The organism is Corynebacterium sp. LK2537 (genome assembly GCF_040946485.1).
Classification (GTDB): domain Bacteria; phylum Actinomycetota; class Actinomycetes; order Mycobacteriales; family Mycobacteriaceae; genus Corynebacterium.
Genome location: NZ_JAYWLQ010000004.1, coordinates 21,514 through 44,559, shown reverse-complemented (window position 1 = coordinate 44,559; position 23,046 = coordinate 21,514). Strand labels below are relative to the sequence as shown.

Sequence of the window (23,046 nt, the reverse complement as noted above, 5' to 3'; positions counted from 1 at the left end):
TGTGCTTCCCCTAGTATAACGACGCGGCAACGCGCGGCCGCACGGCGCGGGATTGGTCCCGGCATCAGGAGGCGTCCTGGGAAGCGGTGACGCAGGCAACACCGCGGCGGGGAGGGGGCAGGCGGTATTAGACTGGGGCGCCATGCGCGTGGCGATGATTTCAATGCACACTTCCCCCATCGAACAGCCCGGGACGGGTGATGCCGGCGGGATGAACGTCTACGTGCTCAACACCGCCAAGGAACTGGCGCTGCAGGGCGTTGAAGTAGACGTGTATACCCGGGCGACCCGGCCCAGCCAGGGCGAGGTCGTCGAGGTCAGCGAGCACCTGCGGGTCATCAACGTCGTGGCCGGGCCCTACGAGGGGCTGGAGAAGGAAGACCTGCCCACGCAGCTGGCGGCCTTTGCCGGCGGGATGGTCGAATACGTCAAGTGCCACGGCCTGCACTACGACATCATCCACTCCCACTACTGGCTCTCCGGCCAGGTGGGCTGGTTGCTGCGGGACCTGTGGGGCGTGCCGCTGGTGCACACCGCGCACACCCTCGCCGCGGTGAAAAACGCCTACCGCAGCGACGACGACGCCCGCGAGTCCGAGGCCCGGCGCATTTGCGAGCAGCAGCTGGTGGACAACGCCGACCTGCTGGTGGTCAACACCGTCGACGAGGCCCGCGAGCTGGCCGAGCACTACGACGCCCCGGCCGAGCGGATCGTCACCGTCGCGCCGGGCGCGGACACCAAGTTGTTTACCCCGGGCAGCGACCGCAACACCGAGCGCGCCCGCCGCGAGCTGGGCCTTCCGCTGCACAGCAAGGTCATCGCCTTCGTGGGCCGCCTGCAGAAATTCAAGGGCCCGGAGGTGCTCATCCGCGCCACCGCGGAGATCTTCCGCCGCGAACCGCTGCGCAATCTCCGCGTGGTCATCTGCGGCGGGCCGTCTGGGGCGGGCGCTAGCCCGCAGGCCTACGCGGACCTGGCACGTGAGCTGGGCGTGGACCGCCGCGTCCGTTTCTTAAGCCCGCGCCCACCGGAGGAGCTGGTGGCGCTCTACCAGGCCGCGGATATCGTGGCCGTGCCCAGCTACAACGAGTCCTTCGGGCTGGTGGCCGTGGAGGCCCAGGCCTCCGGCACCCCGGTGGTGGCCGCGCGTGTCGGCGGCCTGCCGATCGCCGTCGAGGACGGCGTGACCGGCCTGCTGGTGGACTCGCACGAGCCGGAGGACTGGGCCGACGCGCTGGAGGAGCTGCTCGATGATGACGAGCGGCGCATCGCGATGGGGGAGGCGGCCGTGCCGCACGCGGAGCGCTTCAGCTGGGAGGCCGCGGCCACCGAGCTGGTGGCGGTCTACCAGCGGGCGCTGACCGCGGAGATCCCCAACTGTCATCCGCGTCATGCCACCGGGGGCTAGAATTTCGCGGCGGTGCAGCCGGTTTCGTGGCATGCTGGAGGCATGACTAACGGAAAACTCATCCTATTGCGTCACGGACAATCCCAATGGAACGAGTCCAACCAGTTCACCGGCTGGGTGGATGTCGACCTGACCGAGAAGGGGGAGGCCGAAGCCAAGCGCGGCGGCGAGCTGCTGGCTTCCGAAAACCTCCTGCCTGACGTGCTGTACACTTCCCTGCTGCGCCGCGCTATCCGCACGGCGAACATCGCCCTGAACGCGGCCGACCGCCACTGGATCCCGGTCCTCCGCGACTGGCGCCTCAACGAGCGCCACTACGGCGCCCTGCAGGGCCTGAACAAGGCCGAGACCAAGGACAAGTTCGGCGAAGAGCAGTTCATGGCGTGGCGCCGCTCCTACGACACCCCGCCGCCCGAGCTGGCCGATGACGCGGAGTACTCCCAGTCGGAGGATCCGCGCTACGCGGACCTGGATCAGGTCCCGCGCACCGAGTGCCTCAAGGACGTCGTCGCCCGCCTGGTGCCCTACTTCGAGGAAGAGATCCTGCCGCGCGTGAAAAACGGCGAGAAGGTCCTGGTCGCCGCGCACGGCAACTCCCTGCGCGCGCTGGTCAAGCACCTGGATCAGATTTCGGACGAGGACATCGCCGGCCTGAACATCCCGACCGGCATCCCGCTGGTCTACGAGGTGGACGCCTCCGGCAAGGTGGTCAACCCGGGCGGCACCTACCTGGATCCGGAAGCCGCCGCAGCCGGGGCTGCCGCCGTGGCGGCCCAGGGCGGCAAGTAGCATTTAGGTAGGAAAGACAACTATCTAGCCGCGCCCGCGGGAACCAAAGGATCGTCGAATCCGGTGATCTGCCCCGTCCCCGGGCGCGTTGACAACCGAGGAAGGCGCGAGCGTGGGAAACGTTCTGGCATTTGTGGCCGGTGCAGTGGTCTGCGCACTGGTCCTGCCCTTGGTGCGCTGGGTGCGCGGGCGGATCCAGCGTTTCCGCACGACGGCGACCGCGGACTCGAACCAGGTCACCACCGTCAGCCAGGTGCTGCACCTGACCATCCAGGGCGCGAACACCGGCGTGGTGGTGGTCGACCGCGGCGGCGAGGTCATCTTGTCGAATCCCGCCGCGCACACCATGTCCCTGGTCCACGACCGCGCGGTGCGCCCGGACGTGTGGCAGGTCGCCCAGGAGGTCTACGAGGACCACGAGGAGCGCGGCCTGGACCTGTCCATCCCGAAGCGGCGCACCGGCAACCGCGTGACCCAGGTGCACGCGCTGATTAAGCCGCTGACCCTGAACGACAACCGGTTTATCACCGTCTTCGGCACCGACGAGTCCGAGCACGTGCGCATGGAAAACGCCCGCCGCGACTTCGTGGCCAACGTCTCCCACGAGCTCAAGACCCCGGTCGGGGGTATCGCCCTGCTCACCGAGGCGCTGCTGGAGGACCCGGAGGACCCGGAGCACGTCAAGTACTTCGGCGCCAAGGCCCACAAAGAGGCCAACCGCATGGCGGAGATGGTCACCGAGCTGATTTCCCTGTCCAAGCTGCAGGGCGCGGAGGCGCTGCCGGAGATGGAGCCGCTGCGCATCGACGACGTCATCGACGAGGCCATCCAGCGCAACCAGCTGGCCGCCGACAACCACAACATCGACCTCATCCGCGGCGGCAACAGCGGGGTGCTCATCTGGGGCGACAAGCCGCTGCTGGTCACCGCCGTGTCCAACCTGATTACGAATGCCATCAACTACTCGCCGGAGGCGCTGCCGGTGTCCATCTCCCAGAAGGTGGTGGGCACCGACATCGTGCACATCCGGGTCACCGACCGCGGCATCGGCATCGCCCCGGAGAACCAAAAGCGCGTCTTTGAGCGCTTTTACCGGGTAGACAAGGCCCGATCCCGGCAAACGGGCGGCACTGGCTTAGGATTAGCCATAGTGAAGCACGTGGTGGCCAACCATGGTGGCAATATTAAGCTATGGTCGCGGCCCGGCACCGGGTCCACGTTCACCATCGAGCTTCCTATTTATCACGAACCTGCCCCGGCGGAAGGTCCGCCGGATACGGACAACAAAAGTGAGAATAAAGCTACGTCGGGCCTGCACAACGCAGTCGCCCGGGTGGCAGCAAGGCGAAAGGATAAAGCATCATGACGACCATCCTCATCGTGGAAGACGAGGAGTCCTTGGCTGATCCGCTGGCGTTCCTGCTGCGGAAGGAGGGCTTTAGCCCGATCGTGGCCCACGACGGCCAGACCGCACTGGACAAGTTCGCCAACAACAGCGTCGACATCGTCCTGCTCGACCTGATGCTGCCCGGCATGTCCGGCACCGACGTCTGCAAGCAACTGCGCGCCATCTCCTCCGTGCCCGTCATCATGGTCACCGCCCGCGACTCCGAGATCGACAAGGTCGTCGGCCTGGAGCTGGGTGCGGACGACTACGTGACTAAGCCGTATTCCTCCCGCGAGCTCATCGCCCGCATCCGCGCGGTCCTGCGCCGCGGGCACGAGACCTCCCCGGCGGCCGAGGAGCAGGACTTCGACGAGCAGATCCTGGAAGGCGGCCGCGTGCGCATGGACGTGGAGCGCCACACCGTCTGCGTGGACGGCGATCCGGTGCCCATGCCGCTGAAGGAATTCGACCTGCTGGAATACCTGCTGCGCAACGCCGGCCGCGTGCTGACCCGCGGCCAGCTCATCGACCGCATCTGGGGTGCTGATTACGTCGGCGACACCAAGACCCTGGACGTCCACGTCAAGCGCCTGCGCTCCAAGATTGAGGCCGAGCCCTCCCAGCCCAAGCACCTGGTGACCGTGCGCGGCCTGGGCTACAAATTCGACCTCTAGCCCAGCGCTCCAGGGCCCCCTCAGCCTCGCCCCGCGGCCGCGTGCCGCGGGGCTTTCGCCTTGCTTGGGGCCGGGCGCGGGGGTTGTTCCTACTGCTTGCGCGCGGCGCTGGCCGGGTGCTGGAGCAGCGGCACGCCGGCGCGGGCGGCCTGCTCGCGGGCGGTGCAGTGCTCGGCGAGGACCTGGTAGTTTTCGGCGCCCATGAGCGCGATGAGCTCGGTGCGCTGGGAGCGCCACATCGGCTCCGCGCTGGTGTGGCAGGACGGGTTGGACGAGCAGTACCAGTCGAAGTCCTCGCCGCCGTCGCCCCAGCCGCGGCGGTCGTATTCGCCGATGGTGGTGCGCAGGATCTCCTGCCCGTCGGGGCGGTCCTCGAAGTCCTCGTAGCGGCGCAGGGGCAGCTGCCAGCAGACCTCCGGTTTGACCACGGTGAGCTCCTGGTCGGCATCGATAGCCCACTGGTGCAGCGCGCAGCCGGCGCCCGTGGCCCAGCCGGCGCGGTTGGCGAAGATGCACGCCCCGCCCACCAGCGGGGTCTTCAGCGCCGGCTCCGGCTCGCCGTCGTCGCCGTCGAGTTCGTCCCAGACCAGCCAGGGCTCGAGCTCGTCGTCGGCCGCGCGCTCCTGGCGCTCCAAGTAGGCGTCGGTGTCCGCGGGGCGGTGCTGCCAGTACTTGGCCGGCATGTTCGCCACGGCATCGTAGAGCTGATCGCGGTCCTGTTCGTCGGCCATGTAGGCGCCGTGTACGCAGCAGCCGACGTCTGGCTGGTTGCTGTCGATACCGGGGCAGGCTGCGGTGCCGAACTGACAGGAGTAGAAGGACTCCACCCAGGTCAAGTCGATGGAAAAGACGTGGTAGGGGTCATCGACGTCGGTAAATTCGAACCACTCCCGGGGGAAATCTGGAGCCAATTCGGTCCCGGCTGCGATCGATTTACCGGCTGGTGAGGAGGCCGGAAAACCAAGATAAACTTCACTAGACTTCGGGCGATTCACACTTTAATACCGTAGACCTACTACGCTAGACGTGTGCGATTAGGTGTATTAGACGTGGGGAGCAACACGGTCCATCTCGTGGCGGTCGATGCCCAGACCGGCGGGCGGCCCACTCCCATGAGTGACTGGAAAACTCCCCTGCGGTTGGTGGAGCAGCTGGACAAGGACGGCAACATCCACTCCAAGGGCGTGAAGAAGCTGGTGGCTGCCGTCAAGGAGGCTGCCGAGTTGGGCAACAAGCTCAACTGCGACGAGTTCATTCCGATCGCGACCTCTGCGGTGCGTTCGGCGAAGAACTCCGAGCAGGTCCTCAAGGAGGTGGAGAAGGAGACCGGCGTCCGGCTGGAGATCCTCTCCGGCGAGGATGAGGCGCGCCTGACCTACCTGGCGGTGCGCCGCTGGTACGGCTGGTCCGCCGGCCGCATCACCAATATGGACATTGGCGGCGGCTCCCTGGAGCTCACCACCGGCACCGAAGAATTCCCGGACCTGGCCTTCTCCCTGGACCTGGGCGCGGGCCGCCTGACCCACAACTGGTTTGATACCGATCCGCCGGCCAAGAAGAAGGTCAGCATGCTGCGCGACTACATCGACGCCGAGCTGGTCGACGCCACCAAGCGCATGCGCGACCAGGGCCCAGCTGGCATGGCCGTGGGCACCTCGAAGACCCTGCGTACCCTGGCCCGCCTGACCGGCGCGGCCCCGTCCTCGGAAGGCCCGTTTGTTAAGCGCACGCTGACCGCGCCGGGCCTGCGCCAGCTGATTAGCTTCATCTCCCGCATGACTGCGGCTGACAGGGCGGACCTGGAAGGGGTAAGTTCAGACCGGTCCCACCAGATCGTGGCGGGTGCCTTAGTGGCCGAAGCCTCGATGCGGGCATTAGGCTTAGAGAAAATGGAAATTTGTCCGTGGGCCCTGCGCGAGGGTGTCATCTTGCGCCGGCTGGACAAGGGTCAAGGATAGGAAGACAACACAGACATGGCTGACGATAAACAGTTGACCGTGGCGGAGCTCCTGGCCCGCAACAAGGCGAGCAAGGGTGCCGACTCCGCCGCGGGCGAGGAACCGAAGCGCCGCCGCCGGCGCCGCAGCCTCGACGAGGGCGGCGTCTCCGTGGCCGAGCTGACCGGCAACCTGAGCAAGGTGGACTCCGCCCCGCACGAGTCCAAGCACTCCAGCGTGCCCATGGATACCCCGGCACCGGTCATCCCCGCCCCGAAGGACGACAAGGACGCCAAGAGCGCCAAGGCCTCCACCGCTGCCGACGCACCGGCTGCGAAGTCTCAGACCAAGGCCGCTGCCAAGGCCGACGTTAAGACGTCCGAGACCAAGGCTGACGCGAAGAAGGCGGAAGCCAAGGCCGGCACCGAGGCGGCCCACCAGCCCTCCGATGACGCGACCGCCGTCATCCAGAAGGTGACCGACGAGCCGGCCCCGGCGGCGAAGAAGCCGGCCGCCAAGACTGCCAAGGCCGACAAGTCCCAGCCCGCTGCGGCCAAGGAGCCGAAGGACCCGCGGATCGCGGCCGCTAGCGCGGACGAGACCGGCGAGATCCCGGTCGTCGAGGACCCGGCCAAGCCGGCCGCTACGGCTGCGGCCACCGGCGGGGCGACCGCCTTTAGCGCGACCTCCGCGCAGGACAGCGCGGCCGACAAGGAGCTGGCCCGCCAGGACGCTTCCGACGAGGTGGCCGCGGACGCCGACGGCGAGGACGAGAAGCTCAACCCGGTGGCCGTGGTGCTGCTGGCCGTAATCGGCATCGTGCTGGGCGCGGTGGTCTTCAAGGGCTTCGAGATCCTCTGGGACCGCTTCAACGGCGTCCTGGTCTCCATCCTGGCCGTGCTGGTCACCGTCATCATGGTCGGCGTGGTCCACGCCCTGCGCACCGCCCGTGACGGCTTCTCCATGGGCCTGGCCGCCGTGGTGGGCCTGCTGCTCACCTTCGGCCCGCTGCTCATCTTGGTCCTCTAGAGCACGCTTCTAGCTTTTCGCTCCCGCACCCCGGGGCGCCGGTTCGATTCTCCGGCGGCCCCGGGGTGTTGGTCTATCCGGGACAGGGGCGGTCCCGCGGCAGGATCGGGCCCGCGGCAGGGTTGGTCCCGCGGCGGGATTGGGCTCGCGGCAGGGTAGGGAAGGTGGCCGCGGCCGCGGCGGCTGTGGCAGGCTGGGGACATGACGAAAATTACAGTTTTAGGCGGCGGAAATATCGGCGAGGCCCTCATTGCGGGGCTGGTAGCTAAGGGCTACGAAGGCGCCGATATCACCGCGACCAACCGCAGCAAGGACCGCAGCGAGTACCTGGAAACCACCTACGGGGTCACCACCACGGCGGACAACTCCGCGGCCGTCAAGGACGCGGACTACGTCTTCGCGTGCTTGAAGCCCTACGGGATCGTCTCGGTGCTGGAGGAAGTGGCAGACAGCCTGCCGGAGGGTGCCGTGGTGGCCTCCATGGCCGCCGGCGTGACCCTGGAGGCCATGGAGACGGCCGCGGGGTCTAAGACCCCGGTGGTGCGCGTGATGCCCAATACGCCCATGCTGGTGGGCAAGGGCATGTGCGCCTGCGCGCCGGGCCGCAGCGTCACGGAGGAGCAGCTGGAGGGCGTGCAGGAGCTCCTTAGCGCGGTTGGCGAGGTTGTAACGGTGGGCGAGGCCGACATGGACGCGGTGACCGCCCTGGCCGGCTCCGCGCCGGCCTACTACTTCTTGGTCACGGAGGCGCTCGTGGACGCCGGCGTGCAGCTGGGGCTCAAGCGCGACGTGGCGGAGAAGCTGGCGGGCCAGGCCGCTGCCGGCGCCGGGGCGATGCTCGCCGAGTCCGGCGACTCGGCCTCCCAGCTGCGCATCAACGTCTCCTCGCCGGGCGGCACGACGGTGGCCGCCCTGCGTGAGCTGGAGGAGTCCGGCCTGCGTGGCGCCTTCTTCCGCGCGGCCGAGGCCTGTGCCACCCGCTCCCAGGAGCTGGGCTAAGGCGGCGGGCCACGGGCCGAGTAAAGGCCCGGGTAGAGGGCCGCTCCTATCTCTGCGACTATTCCCAGGGAATTACAGGCGTCCCTTTACCTCCCCCGATGTGGGGGTATATATGTAACGCTCGTGACTAGTCGGGACAGTAGTGAACCCTGTTGTGCCGGAGTTTTTCTGGGCGAGAAATAGATTTCTGGGAAAACTTTTCCACTCAAGTCGTACTAGTCACAAGTTTCACGATAGGCTGGTTCAAGCACGTGCGTGTTCGTCCTGTGGGAGGGGAAGCCTACAGCGCGCCACGGGCTGAAGGGTTAGATAAATATGGTTAATGAAGAAAAGGGAACCTTTCTGACGGTCGCTGAGGTCGCAGAGATCATGCGAGTCTCCAAGATGACCGTTTACCGTCTGGTTCACGCTGGCGACCTGCCGGCAGTCCGCGTCGGGCGCTCCTTCCGCGTCCACGAGACCGCCGTGAGCGAGTACCTGAAGTCCTCCACCTACGGAGTCGGCTAAAGGTTGCTCCTCCCGCCACCCGGCGGGCCGGTTGCTTTCTACCAAGCGCAGCACCCTCCTCTTCCTGCCAGCGGGCAGGAGGTGGAGGGCGCTGTCATTTTTAGAGGTCAGGCTGCGGGGACGAGCGGGCGGTTTTGGGTCACCGGCGCACAACCAGTAATATAAGCACCATTCGTGTCGGCTTATTCTCGCCGCCGCCGCGCCGGCTGCCCGGGCTCGTCCCGGTCGGTTCGGTAGGGCAGCCCGGGCAGAGTGCACCTGCGGGGTATGGCAGGCGAGCGTTAGACCGCCGGCAGGTTTAGTACGTACTATCCGCGAAAGTGAGGAAACCAGCAATGGGTTCTGTTATCAAGAAGCGCCGCAAGCGCATGTCCAAGAAGAAGCACCGCAAGATGCTGCGCCGCACCCGCGTCCAGCGTCGTAAGCTGGGCAAGTAAAACTTCTTGCCGCTTTGGCCCCGCCACCCGGGTTCCCCGGGTCGCGGGGTCTTGGTGTGTCTTGAGGTCGTGCTGTGTCCGCGGGCCGTTGCGCGCCGGTGGCTAGCTGCGGGAGGCCTTCCAGCCGCGCCACCCGCGCCAGCCGCCCAGGGAGAAGGCGGCGGTGATCAGCGCGGGCAGGCCGTAGGTGCGGATGGCCCGGCGCACGGAGCGGTAGTCGCGGATGAGCCAGCCGCGGTCCACGGCCAGGTTGCGCAGCTTATTGTCCGGGTTGATGGCCACCGCGGTGCCCACCATGGACAGCATGGGCACGTCGTTGGCCGAGTCCGAGTAGGCCGTGCAGCGCTTGAGCTCTAGGCCCTCCAGCGTGGCGAGGGCGGCCACGGCGTGCTTCTTGCCGGGCCCGTGGAGGATATCGCCCACCAGACGGCCGGTGAACTTGCCGTCCTCGACCTCCGCGACGGTGCCCAGTGCCCCGGTGAAGCCGTAGCGCTTGGCCAGGATCTGGGCCAGCTGGACCGGGGTGGCGGTGACCAGCCAGACCTGCTGGCCGGCGTTGATGTGCATCTGGGCCAGCTCAGTCGTGCCCGGGTAGGCCTTGCGTAGCAGGGAGTGGTCGACAATCTCCTCGCAGAGCTGGGTTAGCTCGTCGACGGAGCGGCCCTTGATAAACTCCAGGGCCTGGCTGCGGCCGGCGGCGACATCGGCGGCGTTTTCCGCCCCGGAAATCCGAAACTTCAGCTGCTTCCAGGCGATAGGGGCGATCTCCCGGAACTTGAAGAAGCGCCGGCGGGCCAGGCCGAGGGCGAAAAGCACCAGGGACGAGCCCTGGATGAGCGTGTTGTCCACGTCGAAGAAGGCGGCCGCCCCGGCGTCCTGGGGGATGTCCGGGTCTGGGGTGGTAAGACGCAGCCCGCCCGCGGCGTTGAGCGAGCCGCTGACCGAGTCGACCCCGGAATGATAGGAATCCAGGTCGATGTCGAAGAACATCTCGACCGCCTGGGAAGCCGCGGCCTCGCCGGCGGCGCGCTGGGAGGCGTCGTCCAGCGGGGCAAGCGCGGAGTTTTCCAGGAAGTTACGCAGGTTTCCGCGGCTGGCCGTCCAGTTGGCCAGAAAGTCGCGCGGGTTCAACGGCAAGCCGTTGGCGGGGTCGGTCGGGTGATTCACTGGGGCAGGGTCAAGCTTCCTAGACGGGATGTGATCGCGTAGGGGATGGGGCGGGTAACGTATCTATAGTAAACGCTAGCCCGGAGCTTGTCTTAGTTAACCCTTCGACCGCCCCCGGGCAGGGATTGCCCTAAAAAATTTAGGTCAAGGATTGGTGCAAGGAGTGGGCGCGGCAGTGGCTGTAAAGACGGAAGGGGCCGGTGGCTCTGGCCGGCACGTGGTGGAGCTGATGGTGCGCAGCACCTGCGGTTCGTGCGCGCGGGTGCGCGAGCAGATCGCCCCGGTGGTTGCGGCCGCGGGCGCGGAGCTGCGCGTGGTGGACGTGGATAGCGCCCCGGAGCTGGCCGTCGAATTCGGGGACCGCGTGCCCGTGGTCGTGGTCGACGAGGAGGAGTTTTCCTGCTGGGAAGTCGACAACGCGGAGCTGGCCCAGGAATTGGCGCGCTAGTTCGCGGGTTGCACCGAGCGGATGGGCCCGTGGTGCGCGGTGGGGCGGCGTCTAACAGGACGCGCGGTTCGTGAATTCCGCGCCCAACAGGTATCCTTTTGGTTGATTTGAATCAATAATTTGGTTGATCGTGGTGAGGATTCATCACTGAGCGGGGTTAAGGCGCAGGTCGCCTGCCTGCTGGCAAGTCTAGTGGAGTGGAGGAATGCTGCATGAGCGTGCTCGTCGTGGGAATGTCCCACCAGTCGGCGCCCGTGGCGCTGCTGGAGCAGCTAAGCATGGATGAACAGGTGCAACACAGCGCGTGTGCGAAGTTGGTGGAGGCCAGTTCGCTGTCCGAGGCGATGATCATCTCCACCTGTAACCGGCTGGAGGTCTACACCGTCACCAACTCCTTTCACACCGGGGTCGAAGACGTCATCGGGACGCTGCACGCGGTCTCCGGCGTCGATGTGGAGCGCCTGCGCAGCTACCTCTACGTCCGCTACGCCGACGCCGCCGCGGAGCACCTCATGCTGGTGGCCTGCGGGCTCGACTCCATGGTGATGGGGGAGCAGCAGATCATCGGCCAGGTGCGCACCGCCTACCAGCACGCCGCCGAGCAAGGCACCGTGGGCCCGCGCATCCACGCCCTGGCGCAGTCGGCGCTGCACGCCGGAAAGCGCGTGCACTCGGAGACCGATATTGATGACGCGGGCGCGTCCATGGTCTCCTTCGCCTTCGACCAGGCGCTCACGGCCATGGGGGTCAGCGATCTCCAGGGCAAGACCGCCCTCGTGCTGGGCGCGGGCGCCATGGCCTCCCTGGCCGCCACGCACGCCGGCCGCCTGGGTATCGACAAGCTCATCATTGCCAACCGCACCCGGGAGCGCGCCGAGCGCCTGGCCGGGCACGCGGAGCAGGCCGGCGTCCACGCCGAGGTCGTCGACTTCGCCGACCGGGCCGGGGCCCTGGACCACGTCGATCTGGCGGTCTCTGCCACCGGCGCCGACAACTTCACCATCACGGCCGACGACCTGCCCGCCGGGCGCGAGATGATGCTCGTGGACCTGTCCCTGCCGCGCGATATTGACGACGCAGTGACCGAGGATGACAACGTCAACCTGGTCAACATCGAGCGGCTGAGCAAGTCGCTGCAGGCCGCCGGCACCGAGGTCGGCGCCGCCCGGGACCCGCACGTGCAGGCCCGCCAGATCGTGGACCAGGAGCTGGCGGAGTACTCCTCGGCGCAGCGCGTGCGCGACGTGGTCCCGGCCGTGTCCGCCCTGCGTCGCCGCGCCGCCAACCTGGTCGAATGCGAGCTGGCCCGGCTGGAGCAGAAATCCCCGGACCTCAACGAGGACCAGATGAAAGACGTGCGCTATTCGCTCAAGCGCGTGGTGGACAAGCTGCTGCACGAGCCGACCGTGCGCGCCAAGAAGCTGGCCGCCCAGTCCGGTACCGTCAGCCACGAGACCGCGCTGCAGGAGCTGTTCGGCCTGCAGCTGGAAGGCACCGGTGTCTCCGTCGACGTGGACGACCTGCCGGCGGCGGAGACCATTGTTAACTCGCGAAAGGACGTTTAAGTGACCCTCAAGATTGGCACCCGCGGCTCCCAGCTGGCCACCACCCAGGCCGGCCACGTGCGCGATTGGTTAACTGCGAACGGCTACCCGGCCGAGCTGCACATCGTGACCACCGCCGGCGACGTGAACATGGCCCCGGTTGAGCGCATCGGCGTCGGCGTGTTCACCCAGGCGCTGCGCGAGGCGCTGCAGGCCGGCGAGTGCGACATCGCCGTGCACTCCTTCAAGGACCTGCCCACCGCCCCGGACGAGCGCTTCCGCCTGGTCGTGCCCCAGCGCGAGGACCACCGCGAGGCGCTCATCGCCCGCGACGGCCTGGCCCTGGCCGACCTGCCGGAAGGCGCGCGCGTGGGCACCTCCGCGCCGCGGCGCATCTCCCAGCTGAAGGCCCTGCGCCCGGACCTGGACATCCGCCCGCTGCGCGGCAACATCGAAACCCGCATGGGCAAGGTGACCTCCGGCGAGCTGGACGCGGTCATGTTGGCGTATGCCGGCCTGGTGCGCGCCGGCTACGGCGAGCGCGCCACCGAGGTCTTCGACCCGGAGACCATCATGCCGGCCCCGGCCCAGGGCGCCCTGGCCGTGGAGGCCCGCGTCGACGACGAGGAGGCCGTCGCCGCTATCAACACGCTCCTGGACGCCGAGGCCATGGCCCAGGCCGCCGGGGAGCGCACCGTGCTCGCCCGCCTGGAGGCCGGCTGCACCGCCCCGGTGGCGGCTACCTCCCACCTGGCCGACGGGCAGATCACCGTCCGCGGCGGGGTCTTCGCCCTGGACGGGACCCGCCAGATCCTGGCCGAGGCCACCGGCGAGGTCGAGCGCGCCGCGCAGCTGGGAACCGAGGTCTCCGACTCGCTCTTTGCCCAAGGGGCGGCCGAGATTCTCGGCGAGAGCTAGGGATGAGCTAGGGATTTCGGCGCCCGCGAGTTTTTGATTGCGGGCGCTGATTAATTTAAGGTGTATCTAGCACATGATCATTATGCACTGATGATCCGGCCCCTCGAAAAGGCGTCCCGGGACCTGTGTCCTGGGATTTTTGGCCGTTAAATAGCCTTTCGACGAAGTAAGTTATCCTCCGCCATCCCAACGACACGGCGCAGCGAAATAACGGACTGGTCCTGCCACCACCCCGGCACCGACGGGGATTGGAAAGGTGGCATGGGGCCAGTTTTTCGCCGCCCCGAGATTTTAGAAAAGAACCTTATGAGCAACGCTGTGGGCACGAGCCAGGTAGAAGCGCTGGGCAAGATCATCTTTGTCGGCGCTGGCCCCGGGAACCCGGATCTGCTGACCGTGCGCGCCAGGGAAGTGCTGGCGCACAACTCGATTACCATCACCGATCCGGACGTGCTCGGTGGGGTCCGTGACATCGTGGGCACGGCACTGCCGGTCCCGCCGGAAAAGCTCGAGGCGGCCGAGGAAGAATACGCGCAGATGTGCGCGGACGCGAAGGCCGCGGGCGCGCGCCGCAAGCCGCCGCGCCCGGCCCCGCCGACCGCCGCCGATATCCGCGAAATCCCGGAGGACGGCAAGCCGGGCGTTTCCGGCGCCGCCGAGACCAACGCGCAGGTGCTGCGCGCCGCGCTGGAGGAGGCCGCCGAGGTCAGCCGGGAAAAGTCCCTGCCGGAGCCCGGCGACGTGGTGCGCCTGGTGGCGGGCAACCCGCTCAACCGCGAGGCCATCAAGGCCGAAATCACCGCCGTGGCGGCGGCCGGCCTGGAATTCCAGGTCGTGCCCGGCATGTCCCTGCCGTCGACCGTGCCCTCGTTCGCCGGCCTGGCGCTGGGCTCGACCTACACCGAGGCGGATCTCACCGCCGGGGAGATCGACTGGGACAAGCTGGCCGCCGCCGCCCAGCCGCTGGTCCTGCAGGCCGCGGCCGAGGACCTACCGGTCATCGCCGCGCAGCTGACCGACCGCGGCCTGCCCAAGGAAACCGAGGCCTACGTGACCGTGCACGGCACGACCCGCCTGCAGCGGACCTTTGAGACCTCCCTGGGCATGCTGGCCAAGCTCGACGCCGAGCTGCCCGGCCAGCTGGTGGTCACCCTGGGCCGCAGCTTCGACGACCGCTCCAAGTACTCCTGGTGGGAAAACCGCTCCCTCTACGGCTGGCGCGTGCTGGTGCCGCGCACCAAGGCCCAGGCCGGCCCCATGAGCGCCCGCCTGGCCTCCTACGGCGCCATCCCGCAGTCGGTGCCGACCATCTCCGTGGAGCCGCCGCGCAACCCGGCGCAGATGGACCGCGCCATCAAGGGGATCGTGGAAGGCCGCTACAAGTGGGTGGTCTTCACCTCGGTCAACGCCGTCAAGGCCGTCTGGGACAAGATCGCCCAGCTGGGCCTGGACGCCCGCGATTTCGCCGGCGTGCACCTGGCGGCCGTGGGGCAAAAGACCGCCGACGCCATCCGGGCCAAGGGCATGGTGCCGGAGCTCCAGCCCAAGCCCAACGCGCAGAACGCGGAGGGGCTGGTTTCCGTCTTCCCGAACTACGTCGAGGACATCGACGCCGTGGGCCGCGTGCTGCTGCCGCGCGCCGACATCGCCGGCGATGCCCTGGTCACCGGCCTGGAGGACCTGGGCTGGGAGGTCGACGACGTGGTCGCCTACCGCACCGTGCGCGCCGCCCCGCCGTCGGCGGAGGTCCGCGACATGATCAAGACCGGCGGCTTCGACGCCGTCGCGTTCACCTCCGGCTCGACGGTGCGCAACCTGGTCGGCATCGCCGGCAAGCCGCACCAGCGCACCATCATCGCCTGCATTGGACCGTCCACCAAGGCCGCCGCCGAGGAGATGGGGCTGCGCGTGGACGTGGTCCCCGAGGTCGCCGACGTGCCCTCGCTTATCGATGCCCTGGCTGCCCACGTGGCCAACCTGCGCGCCGCCGGCCAGCTGCCACCGCCGAAGAAGAAGCGCCGCGCGCGCCGCAAGTCCGCCAGCTAGGTAGGCCGGCCGGGGCAGGCCCTCGCCGGTGCTGCCGCGGCCGGGGGCGGGGATCTATGATTGTGGGCATGACTTACGATTTTTCCCGACGTCCCCGCCGTCTCCGCCAGTCGCCTGCGATGCGCGAGATGGTGGCAGAAACTCACCTGCAGCCGGCGGATTTCATCCTGCCGATGTTCATCGCGGACGGTATCGATAGCCCGCGGGAAATCCCCTCCATGCCCGGGGTCTACCAGCACACCGAGGATTCCCTGCTCAAGGCCGCCCACGAGGCGCTGGATGCCGGCGTCAAGTGCGTGGACCTCTTCGGCGTCCCGAAGCCCGAGGACAAGGACGCCACCGGCTCCCAGGCCTGGGATCCGGAAGGCATCCTCAACCGCGGCGTGGCTGCCCTGCGCAAGGAATTCGGCGACGACCTGCTGATTATGGCGGATACCTGCCTGGACGAGTTCACCAGCCACGGCCACTGTGGCGTGCTGGATGATAAGGGCCGCGTGGACAACGACGCGACCATCGAGCTCTACCGCGACATGGCCCGCGCCCAGGCCCGCGCCGGCGCCCACATCGTCAGCCCGTCTGGCATGATGGACGGCCAGATCGGCCAGATCCGCGAGGAGCTCGACGAGGCCGGCCACCAGGACGTGGCGATCATGGCCTACTCCGCCAAGTACGCCTCCGCCTTCTTCGGCCCCTTCCGCGACGCGGTCGGCTCCTCACTGGAGGGCGACCGTCGCACCTACCAGCAGGACCCGGCCAACTTCCACGAGTCCCTGCTGGAGGCCGAGCTCGACATCGACGAGGGCGCCGACTTCGTCATGGTCAAGCCCGCCCTGCCGTACCTGGACGTGCTGTCCGCCATCGCGGAACGCTCGCCCGTGCCGGTGGCAGCCTACCAGGTCTCCGGCGAGTTCGCGATGATTAAGGCCGCCGGCCAGAACGGCTGGCTGGACGAGCACGCCGTGATGATGGAGGCGTTGACCTCCATCAAGCGCGCCGGCGCCGACCAGATCTTTACCTACTACGCCGTCGAGGCCGCCCGCGCCCTGCGCGGCTAAGACCGCGGCGGGGAGCGCTTAACCCGCGCATCCCCGCGCCCTTTCCGTTCCCGCCCCGCCCCAACCTCTCACCCGAAAGCACAGGTTTTTAGTGACTGAACCGCACACTCCGCCCGCTGAGCACAACCGGGGGACCAAGGACCCGGCCGGCCAGCCCCGGACTCCGGGCAAGGCCCACCCGCACCGCTCCGAGGAGCCGGGCGGACGCTTCGAGAAATTCCTGGCCGCCCGCCCGGAGGCGGTCGGGTTGATGCTTCTGACGTGGATCGTGGCCGTGGCCGGCGAGGCCATCCACCAGGTGCTTAACGTGGTGATGTCCGTGGTGAACGTGGACGTCATCAAGGCCAACGCCCGGCAGGCGGCCGGCGACCAGCTCGCACAGCTGGAAGCCCTGGGCGAGGGCGCGGTGACCATGGCCACCTTCCTGGCCGTGGGGCTCTCGGCGCTGTTCTCAGTCGCCATCCTCGCCCTGCTGATCAGCCTGCTGGTCATGCTGGCCAAGAACACCAAGCGCTCCGGGCTGGCCCGCCGCATCTGGTTCGCCTTCTCCCTGTACTTTGGCGTACGCGTGCTGCTGGTCTTCCTGGCGCGCCCGACGGCCACCGATGTGCCAGACTGGTTGTACGTGGTGGACGGCTCCGTGCAGATCGTGGTCGGGGTCGCCGCCGTGCTGGGCCTCATCTTCAGCCTGCGCAACGAGACCCTGGACTACACCGGGGAGCTGGAGCAGCTGCGCCAGATGGAGCAGGAGCTCAAGGAAGAGCAGGAAAAGCGCCGTGAGAAAGCGGAGCTAAAGCAGAAGGAAAAGCAGGAAGAAAAGCAGGCCAAAAAGGATCGGAAAGACAAACAGCGCGAGAAGGAAAACCAGAGCTCATGACCTACGGGACCCCTGGATATAGCCCCGGACCATTCGACTACAACCGGGCCTCCCGGAAGGATTCGCGCTGGGACGGCACGGTCTGCCCGCCCTCGCTGCACTGGGCCTACTGGGTCTTAGTCGCCGCCGCGGTGGTCATGCTCACCTCCGGCCTCGTCGCCTTCTTCGGCGGCCAGTCCGCCGGGATGCCGGCCGGGGACCAGCTCTTTGTGGCCGTATCCAACGTGGTCGGCGCGCTGGTTCTTTCCGTGGCCGCCGCGCAGCTGAGCGGCGGCAACAAGTGGGCCCGCCGGGTGTGCACCACGGTGGCCGCGCTGTGCATCTTCTTCAACGTCGCCGCCCTGGCCCTTGGCGTGGGCGGGATCGCCCTGCTGCTCATCCCCATCCTGCTGGCCGTGGCGATCCTGTTGATGTTCCGCCCGACCGCCAATGAATTCATCCGGGAGCAGAACTAGCTTTCTCCGGACCGGGCGGATTAGCCGTTGGGCGCAAAGATGAACCATAATGGGGGATTATGATGCGCCGTACCCTGACTGATGCCCCCATCCTCGACGCTGCCTGGGGACGCAGCCCTTCGCGACCCCCGGTCTGGTTCATGCGCCAAGCCGGGCGCTCGCTGCCGGAATACCGGAAGGTGCGGGAGGGCATCGACATGCTCGACTCCTGCTTCATGCCGGAACTGCTGGCCGAGATCACCCTGCAGCCGGTCCGCCGCCACGACGTGGACGCAGCCATCCTGTTCTCCGACATCGTGGTCCCGCTCAAGGCCGCGGGCGTGGGCGTGGACATCGTGCCGGGCCGCGGGCCCGTCATGGACCACCCGGTGCGCACCCGCGCGGACATCGACAACCTGCCCATCCTGGACCACGACGTGGAGCAGGTGCAGCAGGGCATCGCCCACATCCTGGAGGAGCTGACCGACTCGCAGGCGCTCATCGGCTTCGTGGGCGCCCCGTTCACCCTGGCCAGCTACCTGATCGAGGGCGGGCCGTCGAAGAACCACGAGCGCACCAAGGCGCTCATGCACGCCGAGCCGGAGACCTGGCACGCGCTCATGCACCGGATCGTCCCCACGGTGCAGACCTTCCTGCACACCCAGGTCGAGGCCGGCATCGACGCCATGCAGCTCTTCGACTCCTGGGCGGGCTACCTCAACGAGGCCGACTACCGGGAATTCGTCCTGCCGTATTCGCAGGAGATCCTCGCCGGCGTGGAAGGGGTCATCCCGCGCATCCACTTCGGTGTGGGCACCGGCGAGCTGCTGCCCGCCATGGCCGAGGCCGGACCGGAGGTCGTCGGCGTGGACTACCGCGTGTCCATGGATGCGGCGGCCGCCCGCGTGCACGCCGCCCACGGCGCGCACTCCCTGCAGGGCAACCTGGACCCGGCGCTGCTGTTCGCCGGCGACGACGCCGTGCGCGCGGCCGTTCGCCGCATCCGGGACGAAGTCAAAAGCGCGCAAGCGGCCGGGCACGCGACCGGCCATATCTGGAACTTGGGCCACGGGGTGCTACCGACCACCGAGGCAGACGCCATCACTCGCGCCGTGGCCATCATTCACGAGGAAGGCTAGGAATTTTTATGCGCATTGCAATCATCGGTGCCGGGCTGGCCGGGCTGACCGCCGCCTACGAGCTTCGCGGCGAGGACCGCCAGGTCGACGTCTTCGAGGCCGCCGGGCGCATCGGCGGCAAGCTCTACACCGTGCCGTTTAACGACGGGCCCACGGACATGGGCGCGGAGGCGTTCCTGGCGCGGCGGGAGGACGCGGTGGAGTTCTTCCACTCGCTGGGCCTGGCCGACCAGCTGGTCACCCCGTCGGGCAAGCGCTCCCTGGTCTATTCGCAGGGCGAGCTGACCAACCTGCCCGCCCCCAGCGTGATGGGCATCCCGGGCAACTCGGAGGTCGTCGCGCACCTGGTCTCGGAGGAGACCTGCCGCAACATCGACAACGAGGAGCCCTTCGAGTGGGAAATCGGCGGCGATGTTTCCGTGGGCCAGCTGGTGGCCCAGCAGTTCGGCCAGGACCTGGTCGACCGGGTCGTCTCCGCCCTGCTGGGCGGGGTCTACTCCTGCGCGGCCGAGGACCTCGGCCTGCGCGCGACCATCCCGAAGCTCGCCGCCGTGCTGGACGACCAGGCCGCCGCCGGCAAGGTCACGCTGACCGGCGCGGTCGCCGAGTACTTCCAGCGCATGAAGGCCCAGGCGGAGAAGAACCAGCCCGCCGGGGCGGAAAACGACGCCAAGCCGAAGGCGGTCTTCAACACCTTCCACGGCGGCTACGCGCAGGTCTACGACACGCTGGCGGAAAAGTCCGGCGCGGACATCTACGTCGACACCTTCATCAGCGCCGTGGAGAAGAAAGACGACGGTTTTTGGCTCACCGGCGGCGGGGAACCGGCGCAGAAGCCTTACGACCGCGTGGTCATCGCCACCCCGGCGCCGACCACGGCCCGCCTGCTTGCCAAGGTCGCCCCGGCCGCTTCCGAGGCCCTAAGCCCCGTCAAGCTGGCCAGCTCCGTCGTGGTGGGCCTGAAGTTCGACTCCATCACCGACCCGGAGGGCAACTCGCTGCCGGACAACTCCGGCATCCTGGTCGCCGCGGACCAGCCGGGCGTGCACGCCAAGGCGTTTACCCTGTCTTCTAACAAGTGGCCGCACCTGGCCGAGCGCCTGCACGGCGGGGCCCTGGTGCGCGCCAGCTTCGCCCGCTTCGGCGACGACTCCCTGGTCCGCGCTGAGGAAGACCAGCTGGTGGACTACGCCCTCGATGACTTGCAGTCGATCACGGGCTTCGACGGGCGCGCGGCCGGCGTGGGGGAGATCTTCACCCAGCGCTGGTTCGGCGGCCTGCCGCGCTTCGATGCCACGCACCTGGCCACCGTGGAAGCCGTGCGCGAGGAACTCGCCGACGTCGCGGGCCTAGAGGTCACCGGCGCTTGGGCCGGCGGCGTAGGCGTGCCGGCCGTTATCGCGGATGCCCGCGCGGCCGCCGCCCGCTTGGTTTAAGTTGGCCTAGGCAACGGTTTAGTTCACGTCGCGGAAGACGAAAATCGAGGAGAAGTCCTTGTTGCCGTGACCCATGGCCTGCTGCTCCTCGAAGTTGGCGATGGCCGCGGCGACCGCCGGCAGCGGCTTGTTGGAGGTCTGCTCCATCAGCTTGGCGTCCTTGCACAGGGCGTCGACGGTAAAGTCGCCCGGCTCCGGGTTGCGCTCGCCGAGGATGAACGGGGCCTTCATGTTCTTCATGAACGCCAGGCCCGTGATGTCGAGCATCTCCAAAATGACCTCGGGGTTTAGCCCCTCGGACTCGCCCAGGTGCAGGGCCTCGAGCACGCCCTCGGCGGTCACGGCCAGCGCCAGGTTGGCCAGCAGCTTGCCGACCGCGGCGATGGGGGCGGACTCCACGCCGATGAGCTTGTTCTCGCCAGCCCACGGGGTGACCAGGTCCATGACCAGCTCGCGGCGCTCGTCGTCCGGGGTGCCCACGTACACGCCCAGCGTGCCCTCGCGGGCCGGGCCCAGGGTGCCCACCACCGGCGCGGCGACGTAGGTCTCCACCGCCGCGGCGAATTCCCGTGCGGCGTCCGGGGAGACCGTCGTGGTATCCACCCAGGTGATCCCCTCCGGGATGAGGTCCGCCTCCACGACGACCTCGCGAATATTGTCCGGCCCGAACAGGGAAGTGAAGACAACCTCCGCGCCGGCCACAGCCTCTTCCGGGCTGGCGGCCAGCTGCGCGCCCTCGTCAACGAGCGGCTGCGCCTTCTCAGCGGTGCGGTTCCACACCGTGACCTCGTGGTCCTTCAGCAGGTGGCGGGCCAGCTCCGAGCCCATACGTCCAGTTCCTAGAAATGCAATCTTCATGCCCTCCAGCATGCCAGTTTTAGCGCTCCCGCGTGGGACACCGCTGATTGCCGCGCGCGCATTCCAATACTGGAAGGTCAACACTCAGCGGACGGAATCACCGGTGGGAGGGAGATGCCGAATTATCTGTGTAAAAAGTATCCGAAGGGCTGCCTACCCTCTAAAAGTGGGTTACTTTGTTCGCATTGGACGAATTTAATAGGGGTTCCCCCTAGGAATCCGTCCGATATTTGCCCTTGTCAATCCACTTTGAAAACAGCGTGCCGGAGGGAAAGAATTAGATGACTTTGGGACCTATCCAGATGCTGATCATTTCAGTTTTCGCGCTTATCGTGATATCCCTGCTTGCGTTCCTCATCGTGTTGGGGGTCAAAGTACTAAAGGCCCTGAACACACTCATCGAGCGTGGTTCTGACTAACAGGCGCACCCTAAACTCGTTGCGGGCGGGCTGAGCAAGAGCGAAGTTGGTTTCATAGGTGGGCATCTTAAGAGAGCGTTCCGGTAGAGGAAGAGGCCTTGAAAGCGCAGAGTAGTAAACCTTCAGATTCGGCGATGTTGCGTTCTCCCCGGCTTATCGGCTGGGGGCTGGTCGTGGTTGCTTTTGTCGTTGGGTATCTGATGTGGATAGTCGGCCGGACGTGGTGGTGGCCGTCGGTGATCGTCGCCGGCATTGTTTTGCTGGCCATCTTCGCGGTTGATTGTTACTTGGCGTTTAAAACCAAGAAATACGACTTGTACGCGGCGGCGCTACTGGCCGTTCTGGCACCGGCAGTCGTCATCAGTATCTCGTTTGGATTCTTTTTCTCCGGTCCACCGAGCTAGGAACTGAAGCCCGGACTGGTGTTAGAGGTTGGATTAGAAGCCAGTAGGCCTTTGCACAGCAGTTGTGCTAGGACTGGGTGGAGGCTCGCTCACTGCGGGCCCCGGACGAGGGAGCCGTACCCGGGAAGGCGACAAGACGGCCAGAAAGAATCATGGCTTGGTTAATCCTTGTTGTCTCCGGTGCCTTTGAAGCGGTGTGGGCGGTGGCGCTCGACCGCTCGGAGGGGTTTAGCAAACTGGTGCCCACCCTGGTCTTCTTTGTCGCCTGCGCCATTTCCATGGGCGGGCTGGCTTGGGCCTTAAAGACCCTGCCGGTGGGCACCGGCTACGCGGTCTGGGTAGGCGTGGGCGCCGGCCTGACCGTGGTGTATTCCCTCGTGACGGGGCAAGAGCCCTTCTCCATGCTGAAATTGCTGTTCCTGGCGATGATCGTCGGCGGCATCATCGGGCTGAAAGCCATCAGCTAGCTGCTGCCTAGAGGCCCACGGAGCGTTTGACGTCGCGTTCTACCTGCCCGGGCGAAGGGACGTCGGGAGCCGGGATATCGGGGGAGGGGAGATCCGGTTCCGGGAGATCGGGCACGCGCGGCTTCGGGAGGTCGGGGGCGCGGAGTTTTTCCGGCGGGATGTTGGGGATTTTGGGCAGGCCCGGCTCGGAGAAGCTGATCCCGGGCCGCGGTGCTGGCCGGGGCGGGGCGCCAGCCGGCCCGGCGGGCCCGCGCTGGTGGCGTGAGTGCGGCGCGCCGGGGTTGCCCGGGTGCGGCTTAGTGGAGGACTCGTCGGGGCGGTCGGGCTCTGTGGGGCCGGTGGGGGTCTCGGCATCGTCGGCCGCGGCGGCATCGTTAGCGCCGGGCAGCTGCGGCGCGCGCACTGGGGAGACTTCCCCATCGAGGGTTGTCGCGTCGGGCGCGGTGGAATTGGAGCCGCTGAGCGCGGAGTCGGAGCCCGGCGACCAGGGGCGCGGGTTGGAGTCCGCCGCCGACGTGGGGCGGGTTTCCTCCCGCGCGGGTTCGGCGGTCTGGCAGGCGGACAGGCAAAGGGTAGCGGCGATGGCAAAGGCGGCTGTGCGGTAGCGCGGCAGCATGAAAGATTCCCCCGAATGTTTCTCGATTACTTTGTGTGCGTAGTCGGTGAT

Annotated in this window: 24 protein-coding genes and 1 riboswitch; of the genes, 20 read left to right on the top strand and 4 right to left on the bottom strand. The window is 67.4% G+C overall.

Features of this window, described 5'->3' with window-relative positions; translation table 11 throughout:
- Window positions 1-142: 142 nt before the first annotated feature.
- The 4 genes from mshA (at window position 143) to VVS03_RS06395 (ending at window position 4,258) form a co-directional block, all read left to right on the top strand.
- The gene (gene mshA / locus VVS03_RS06410; RefSeq protein ID WP_368520886.1) at window positions 143-1,408 is read left to right on the top strand and encodes a D-inositol-3-phosphate glycosyltransferase; all 1,266 of its coding nucleotides are present in this window, start codon (window positions 143-145) and stop codon (window positions 1,406-1,408) included.
- Window positions 1,409-1,450: 42 nt separating this feature from the next.
- Window positions 1,451-2,197: a phosphoglyceromutase gene (locus VVS03_RS06405; protein WP_368534442.1), complete on the top strand. Its 747-nt coding sequence runs from the start codon at window positions 1,451-1,453 to the stop codon at window positions 2,195-2,197.
- A 112-nt stretch (window positions 2,198-2,309) separates the two neighbouring features.
- Window positions 2,310-3,563 carry a sensor histidine kinase gene (locus VVS03_RS06400; RefSeq protein WP_368534443.1) on the top strand — a complete coding sequence of 418 codons (1,254 nt, stop codon included), beginning with the start codon at window positions 2,310-2,312 and terminating at the stop codon, window positions 3,561-3,563.
- Window positions 3,560-4,258, top strand: coding sequence for a response regulator transcription factor (locus VVS03_RS06395; RefSeq protein WP_290224502.1), 699 nt, complete (start codon window positions 3,560-3,562; stop codon window positions 4,256-4,258). The genes VVS03_RS06400 and VVS03_RS06395 overlap by 4 nt, the downstream gene beginning before the upstream one ends.
- An 89-nt stretch (window positions 4,259-4,347) precedes the next feature.
- On the opposite strand, the gene VVS03_RS06390 is transcribed toward VVS03_RS06395, so the two are convergent.
- Entirely contained in the window at window positions 4,348-5,253 is a 906-nt protein-coding gene (locus VVS03_RS06390; protein WP_368520882.1) for a hypothetical protein, read from the bottom strand.
- A gap of 33 nt (window positions 5,254-5,286) precedes the next feature.
- On the opposite strand from VVS03_RS06390, the gene VVS03_RS06385 reads away from it, so the two are divergent.
- The 5 genes from VVS03_RS06385 (at window position 5,287) to VVS03_RS06365 (ending at window position 9,167) form a co-directional block, all read left to right on the top strand.
- Complete coding sequence (locus VVS03_RS06385) at window positions 5,287-6,216, top strand: hypothetical protein (RefSeq protein WP_368520881.1); 930 nt, start codon at window positions 5,287-5,289, stop codon at window positions 6,214-6,216.
- Between the two features lie 15 nt (window positions 6,217-6,231).
- Window positions 6,232-7,224: a hypothetical protein gene (locus VVS03_RS06380; protein WP_368521368.1), complete on the top strand. Its 993-nt coding sequence runs from the start codon at window positions 6,232-6,234 to the stop codon at window positions 7,222-7,224.
- A 201-nt stretch (window positions 7,225-7,425) separates the two neighbouring features.
- On the top strand, window positions 7,426-8,223 hold the full coding sequence (gene proC, locus VVS03_RS06375; RefSeq protein ID WP_368520879.1) for a pyrroline-5-carboxylate reductase: 798 nt from the start codon (window positions 7,426-7,428) through the stop codon (window positions 8,221-8,223).
- A gap of 315 nt (window positions 8,224-8,538) precedes the next feature.
- On the top strand, window positions 8,539-8,730 hold the full coding sequence (locus VVS03_RS06370) for a helix-turn-helix domain-containing protein (RefSeq protein WP_070768923.1): 192 nt from the start codon (window positions 8,539-8,541) through the stop codon (window positions 8,728-8,730).
- A gap of 335 nt (window positions 8,731-9,065) precedes the next feature.
- On the top strand, window positions 9,066-9,167 hold the full coding sequence (locus tag VVS03_RS06365) for a 30S ribosomal protein bS22 (protein WP_003855542.1): 102 nt from the start codon (window positions 9,066-9,068) through the stop codon (window positions 9,165-9,167).
- A gap of 102 nt (window positions 9,168-9,269) precedes the next feature.
- On the opposite strand, the gene VVS03_RS06360 is transcribed toward VVS03_RS06365, so the two are convergent.
- Window positions 9,270-10,334 (bottom strand): HAD family hydrolase, encoded by a 1,065-nt coding sequence (locus VVS03_RS06360; RefSeq protein ID WP_368520878.1) that lies wholly within the window; start codon window positions 10,332-10,334, stop codon window positions 9,270-9,272.
- A gap of 229 nt (window positions 10,335-10,563) precedes the next feature.
- On the opposite strand from VVS03_RS06360, the gene VVS03_RS06355 reads away from it, so the two are divergent.
- The 9 genes from VVS03_RS06355 (at window position 10,564) to VVS03_RS06315 (ending at window position 20,231) form a co-directional block, all read left to right on the top strand.
- Window positions 10,564-10,782: a glutaredoxin family protein gene (locus VVS03_RS06355; protein ID WP_368520899.1), complete on the top strand. Its 219-nt coding sequence runs from the start codon at window positions 10,564-10,566 to the stop codon at window positions 10,780-10,782.
- Between the two features lie 212 nt (window positions 10,783-10,994).
- A complete protein-coding gene (locus tag VVS03_RS06350; RefSeq protein ID WP_368520877.1) occupies window positions 10,995-12,347 on the top strand; it encodes a glutamyl-tRNA reductase in 1,353 nt (450 codons plus the stop codon).
- On the top strand, window positions 12,348-13,244 hold the full coding sequence (gene hemC / locus VVS03_RS06345) for a hydroxymethylbilane synthase (RefSeq protein ID WP_368520876.1): 897 nt from the start codon (window positions 12,348-12,350) through the stop codon (window positions 13,242-13,244).
- A gap of 306 nt (window positions 13,245-13,550) precedes the next feature.
- Window positions 13,551-15,290, top strand: coding sequence for a uroporphyrinogen-III synthase (locus tag VVS03_RS06340; protein WP_368534444.1), 1,740 nt, complete (start codon window positions 13,551-13,553; stop codon window positions 15,288-15,290).
- A 68-nt stretch (window positions 15,291-15,358) separates the two neighbouring features.
- Window positions 15,359-16,345, top strand: coding sequence for a porphobilinogen synthase (hemB, locus tag VVS03_RS06335; protein WP_368534445.1), 987 nt, complete (start codon window positions 15,359-15,361; stop codon window positions 16,343-16,345).
- 91 nt (window positions 16,346-16,436) lie between these two features.
- Window positions 16,437-17,222 carry a hypothetical protein gene (locus VVS03_RS06330; RefSeq protein WP_368534446.1) on the top strand — a complete coding sequence of 262 codons (786 nt, stop codon included), beginning with the start codon at window positions 16,437-16,439 and terminating at the stop codon, window positions 17,220-17,222.
- The gene (locus VVS03_RS06325) at window positions 17,219-17,677 is read left to right on the top strand and encodes a tellurium resistance protein TerC (protein ID WP_368534447.1); all 459 of its coding nucleotides are present in this window, start codon (window positions 17,219-17,221) and stop codon (window positions 17,675-17,677) included. The genes VVS03_RS06330 and VVS03_RS06325 overlap by 4 nt, the downstream gene beginning before the upstream one ends.
- A gap of 59 nt (window positions 17,678-17,736) precedes the next feature.
- Window positions 17,737-18,795: a uroporphyrinogen decarboxylase gene (gene hemE / locus VVS03_RS06320; RefSeq protein ID WP_368520871.1), complete on the top strand. Its 1,059-nt coding sequence runs from the start codon at window positions 17,737-17,739 to the stop codon at window positions 18,793-18,795.
- Between the two features lie 8 nt (window positions 18,796-18,803).
- Window positions 18,804-20,231: a protoporphyrinogen oxidase gene (locus VVS03_RS06315; protein WP_368534448.1), complete on the top strand. Its 1,428-nt coding sequence runs from the start codon at window positions 18,804-18,806 to the stop codon at window positions 20,229-20,231.
- An 18-nt stretch (window positions 20,232-20,249) separates the two neighbouring features.
- Here VVS03_RS06315 and VVS03_RS06310 read toward each other — a convergent pair whose 3' ends face one another.
- Entirely contained in the window at window positions 20,250-21,101 is an 852-nt protein-coding gene (locus tag VVS03_RS06310) for an NAD(P)-dependent oxidoreductase (protein WP_368520869.1), read from the bottom strand.
- 505 nt (window positions 21,102-21,606) lie between these two features.
- Between VVS03_RS06310 and VVS03_RS06305 the strand changes: the two genes are divergently transcribed.
- The gene (locus VVS03_RS06305; protein ID WP_368520868.1) at window positions 21,607-21,912 is read left to right on the top strand and encodes a hypothetical protein; all 306 of its coding nucleotides are present in this window, start codon (window positions 21,607-21,609) and stop codon (window positions 21,910-21,912) included.
- Window positions 21,913-21,991: 79 nt separating this feature from the next.
- Window positions 21,992-22,057: riboswitch (guanidine-III (ykkC-III) riboswitch) on the top strand.
- Window positions 22,058-22,064: 7 nt separating this feature from the next.
- Entirely contained in the window at window positions 22,065-22,379 is a 315-nt protein-coding gene (locus VVS03_RS06300; protein WP_368520867.1) for a multidrug efflux SMR transporter, read from the top strand.
- Between the two features lie 7 nt (window positions 22,380-22,386).
- On the opposite strand, the gene VVS03_RS06295 is transcribed toward VVS03_RS06300, so the two are convergent.
- Window positions 22,387-22,995, bottom strand: a complete 609-nt coding sequence (locus VVS03_RS06295) for a hypothetical protein (protein WP_368520866.1) — start codon at window positions 22,993-22,995, stop codon at window positions 22,387-22,389.
- Window positions 22,996-23,046: the final 51 nt, after the last annotated feature.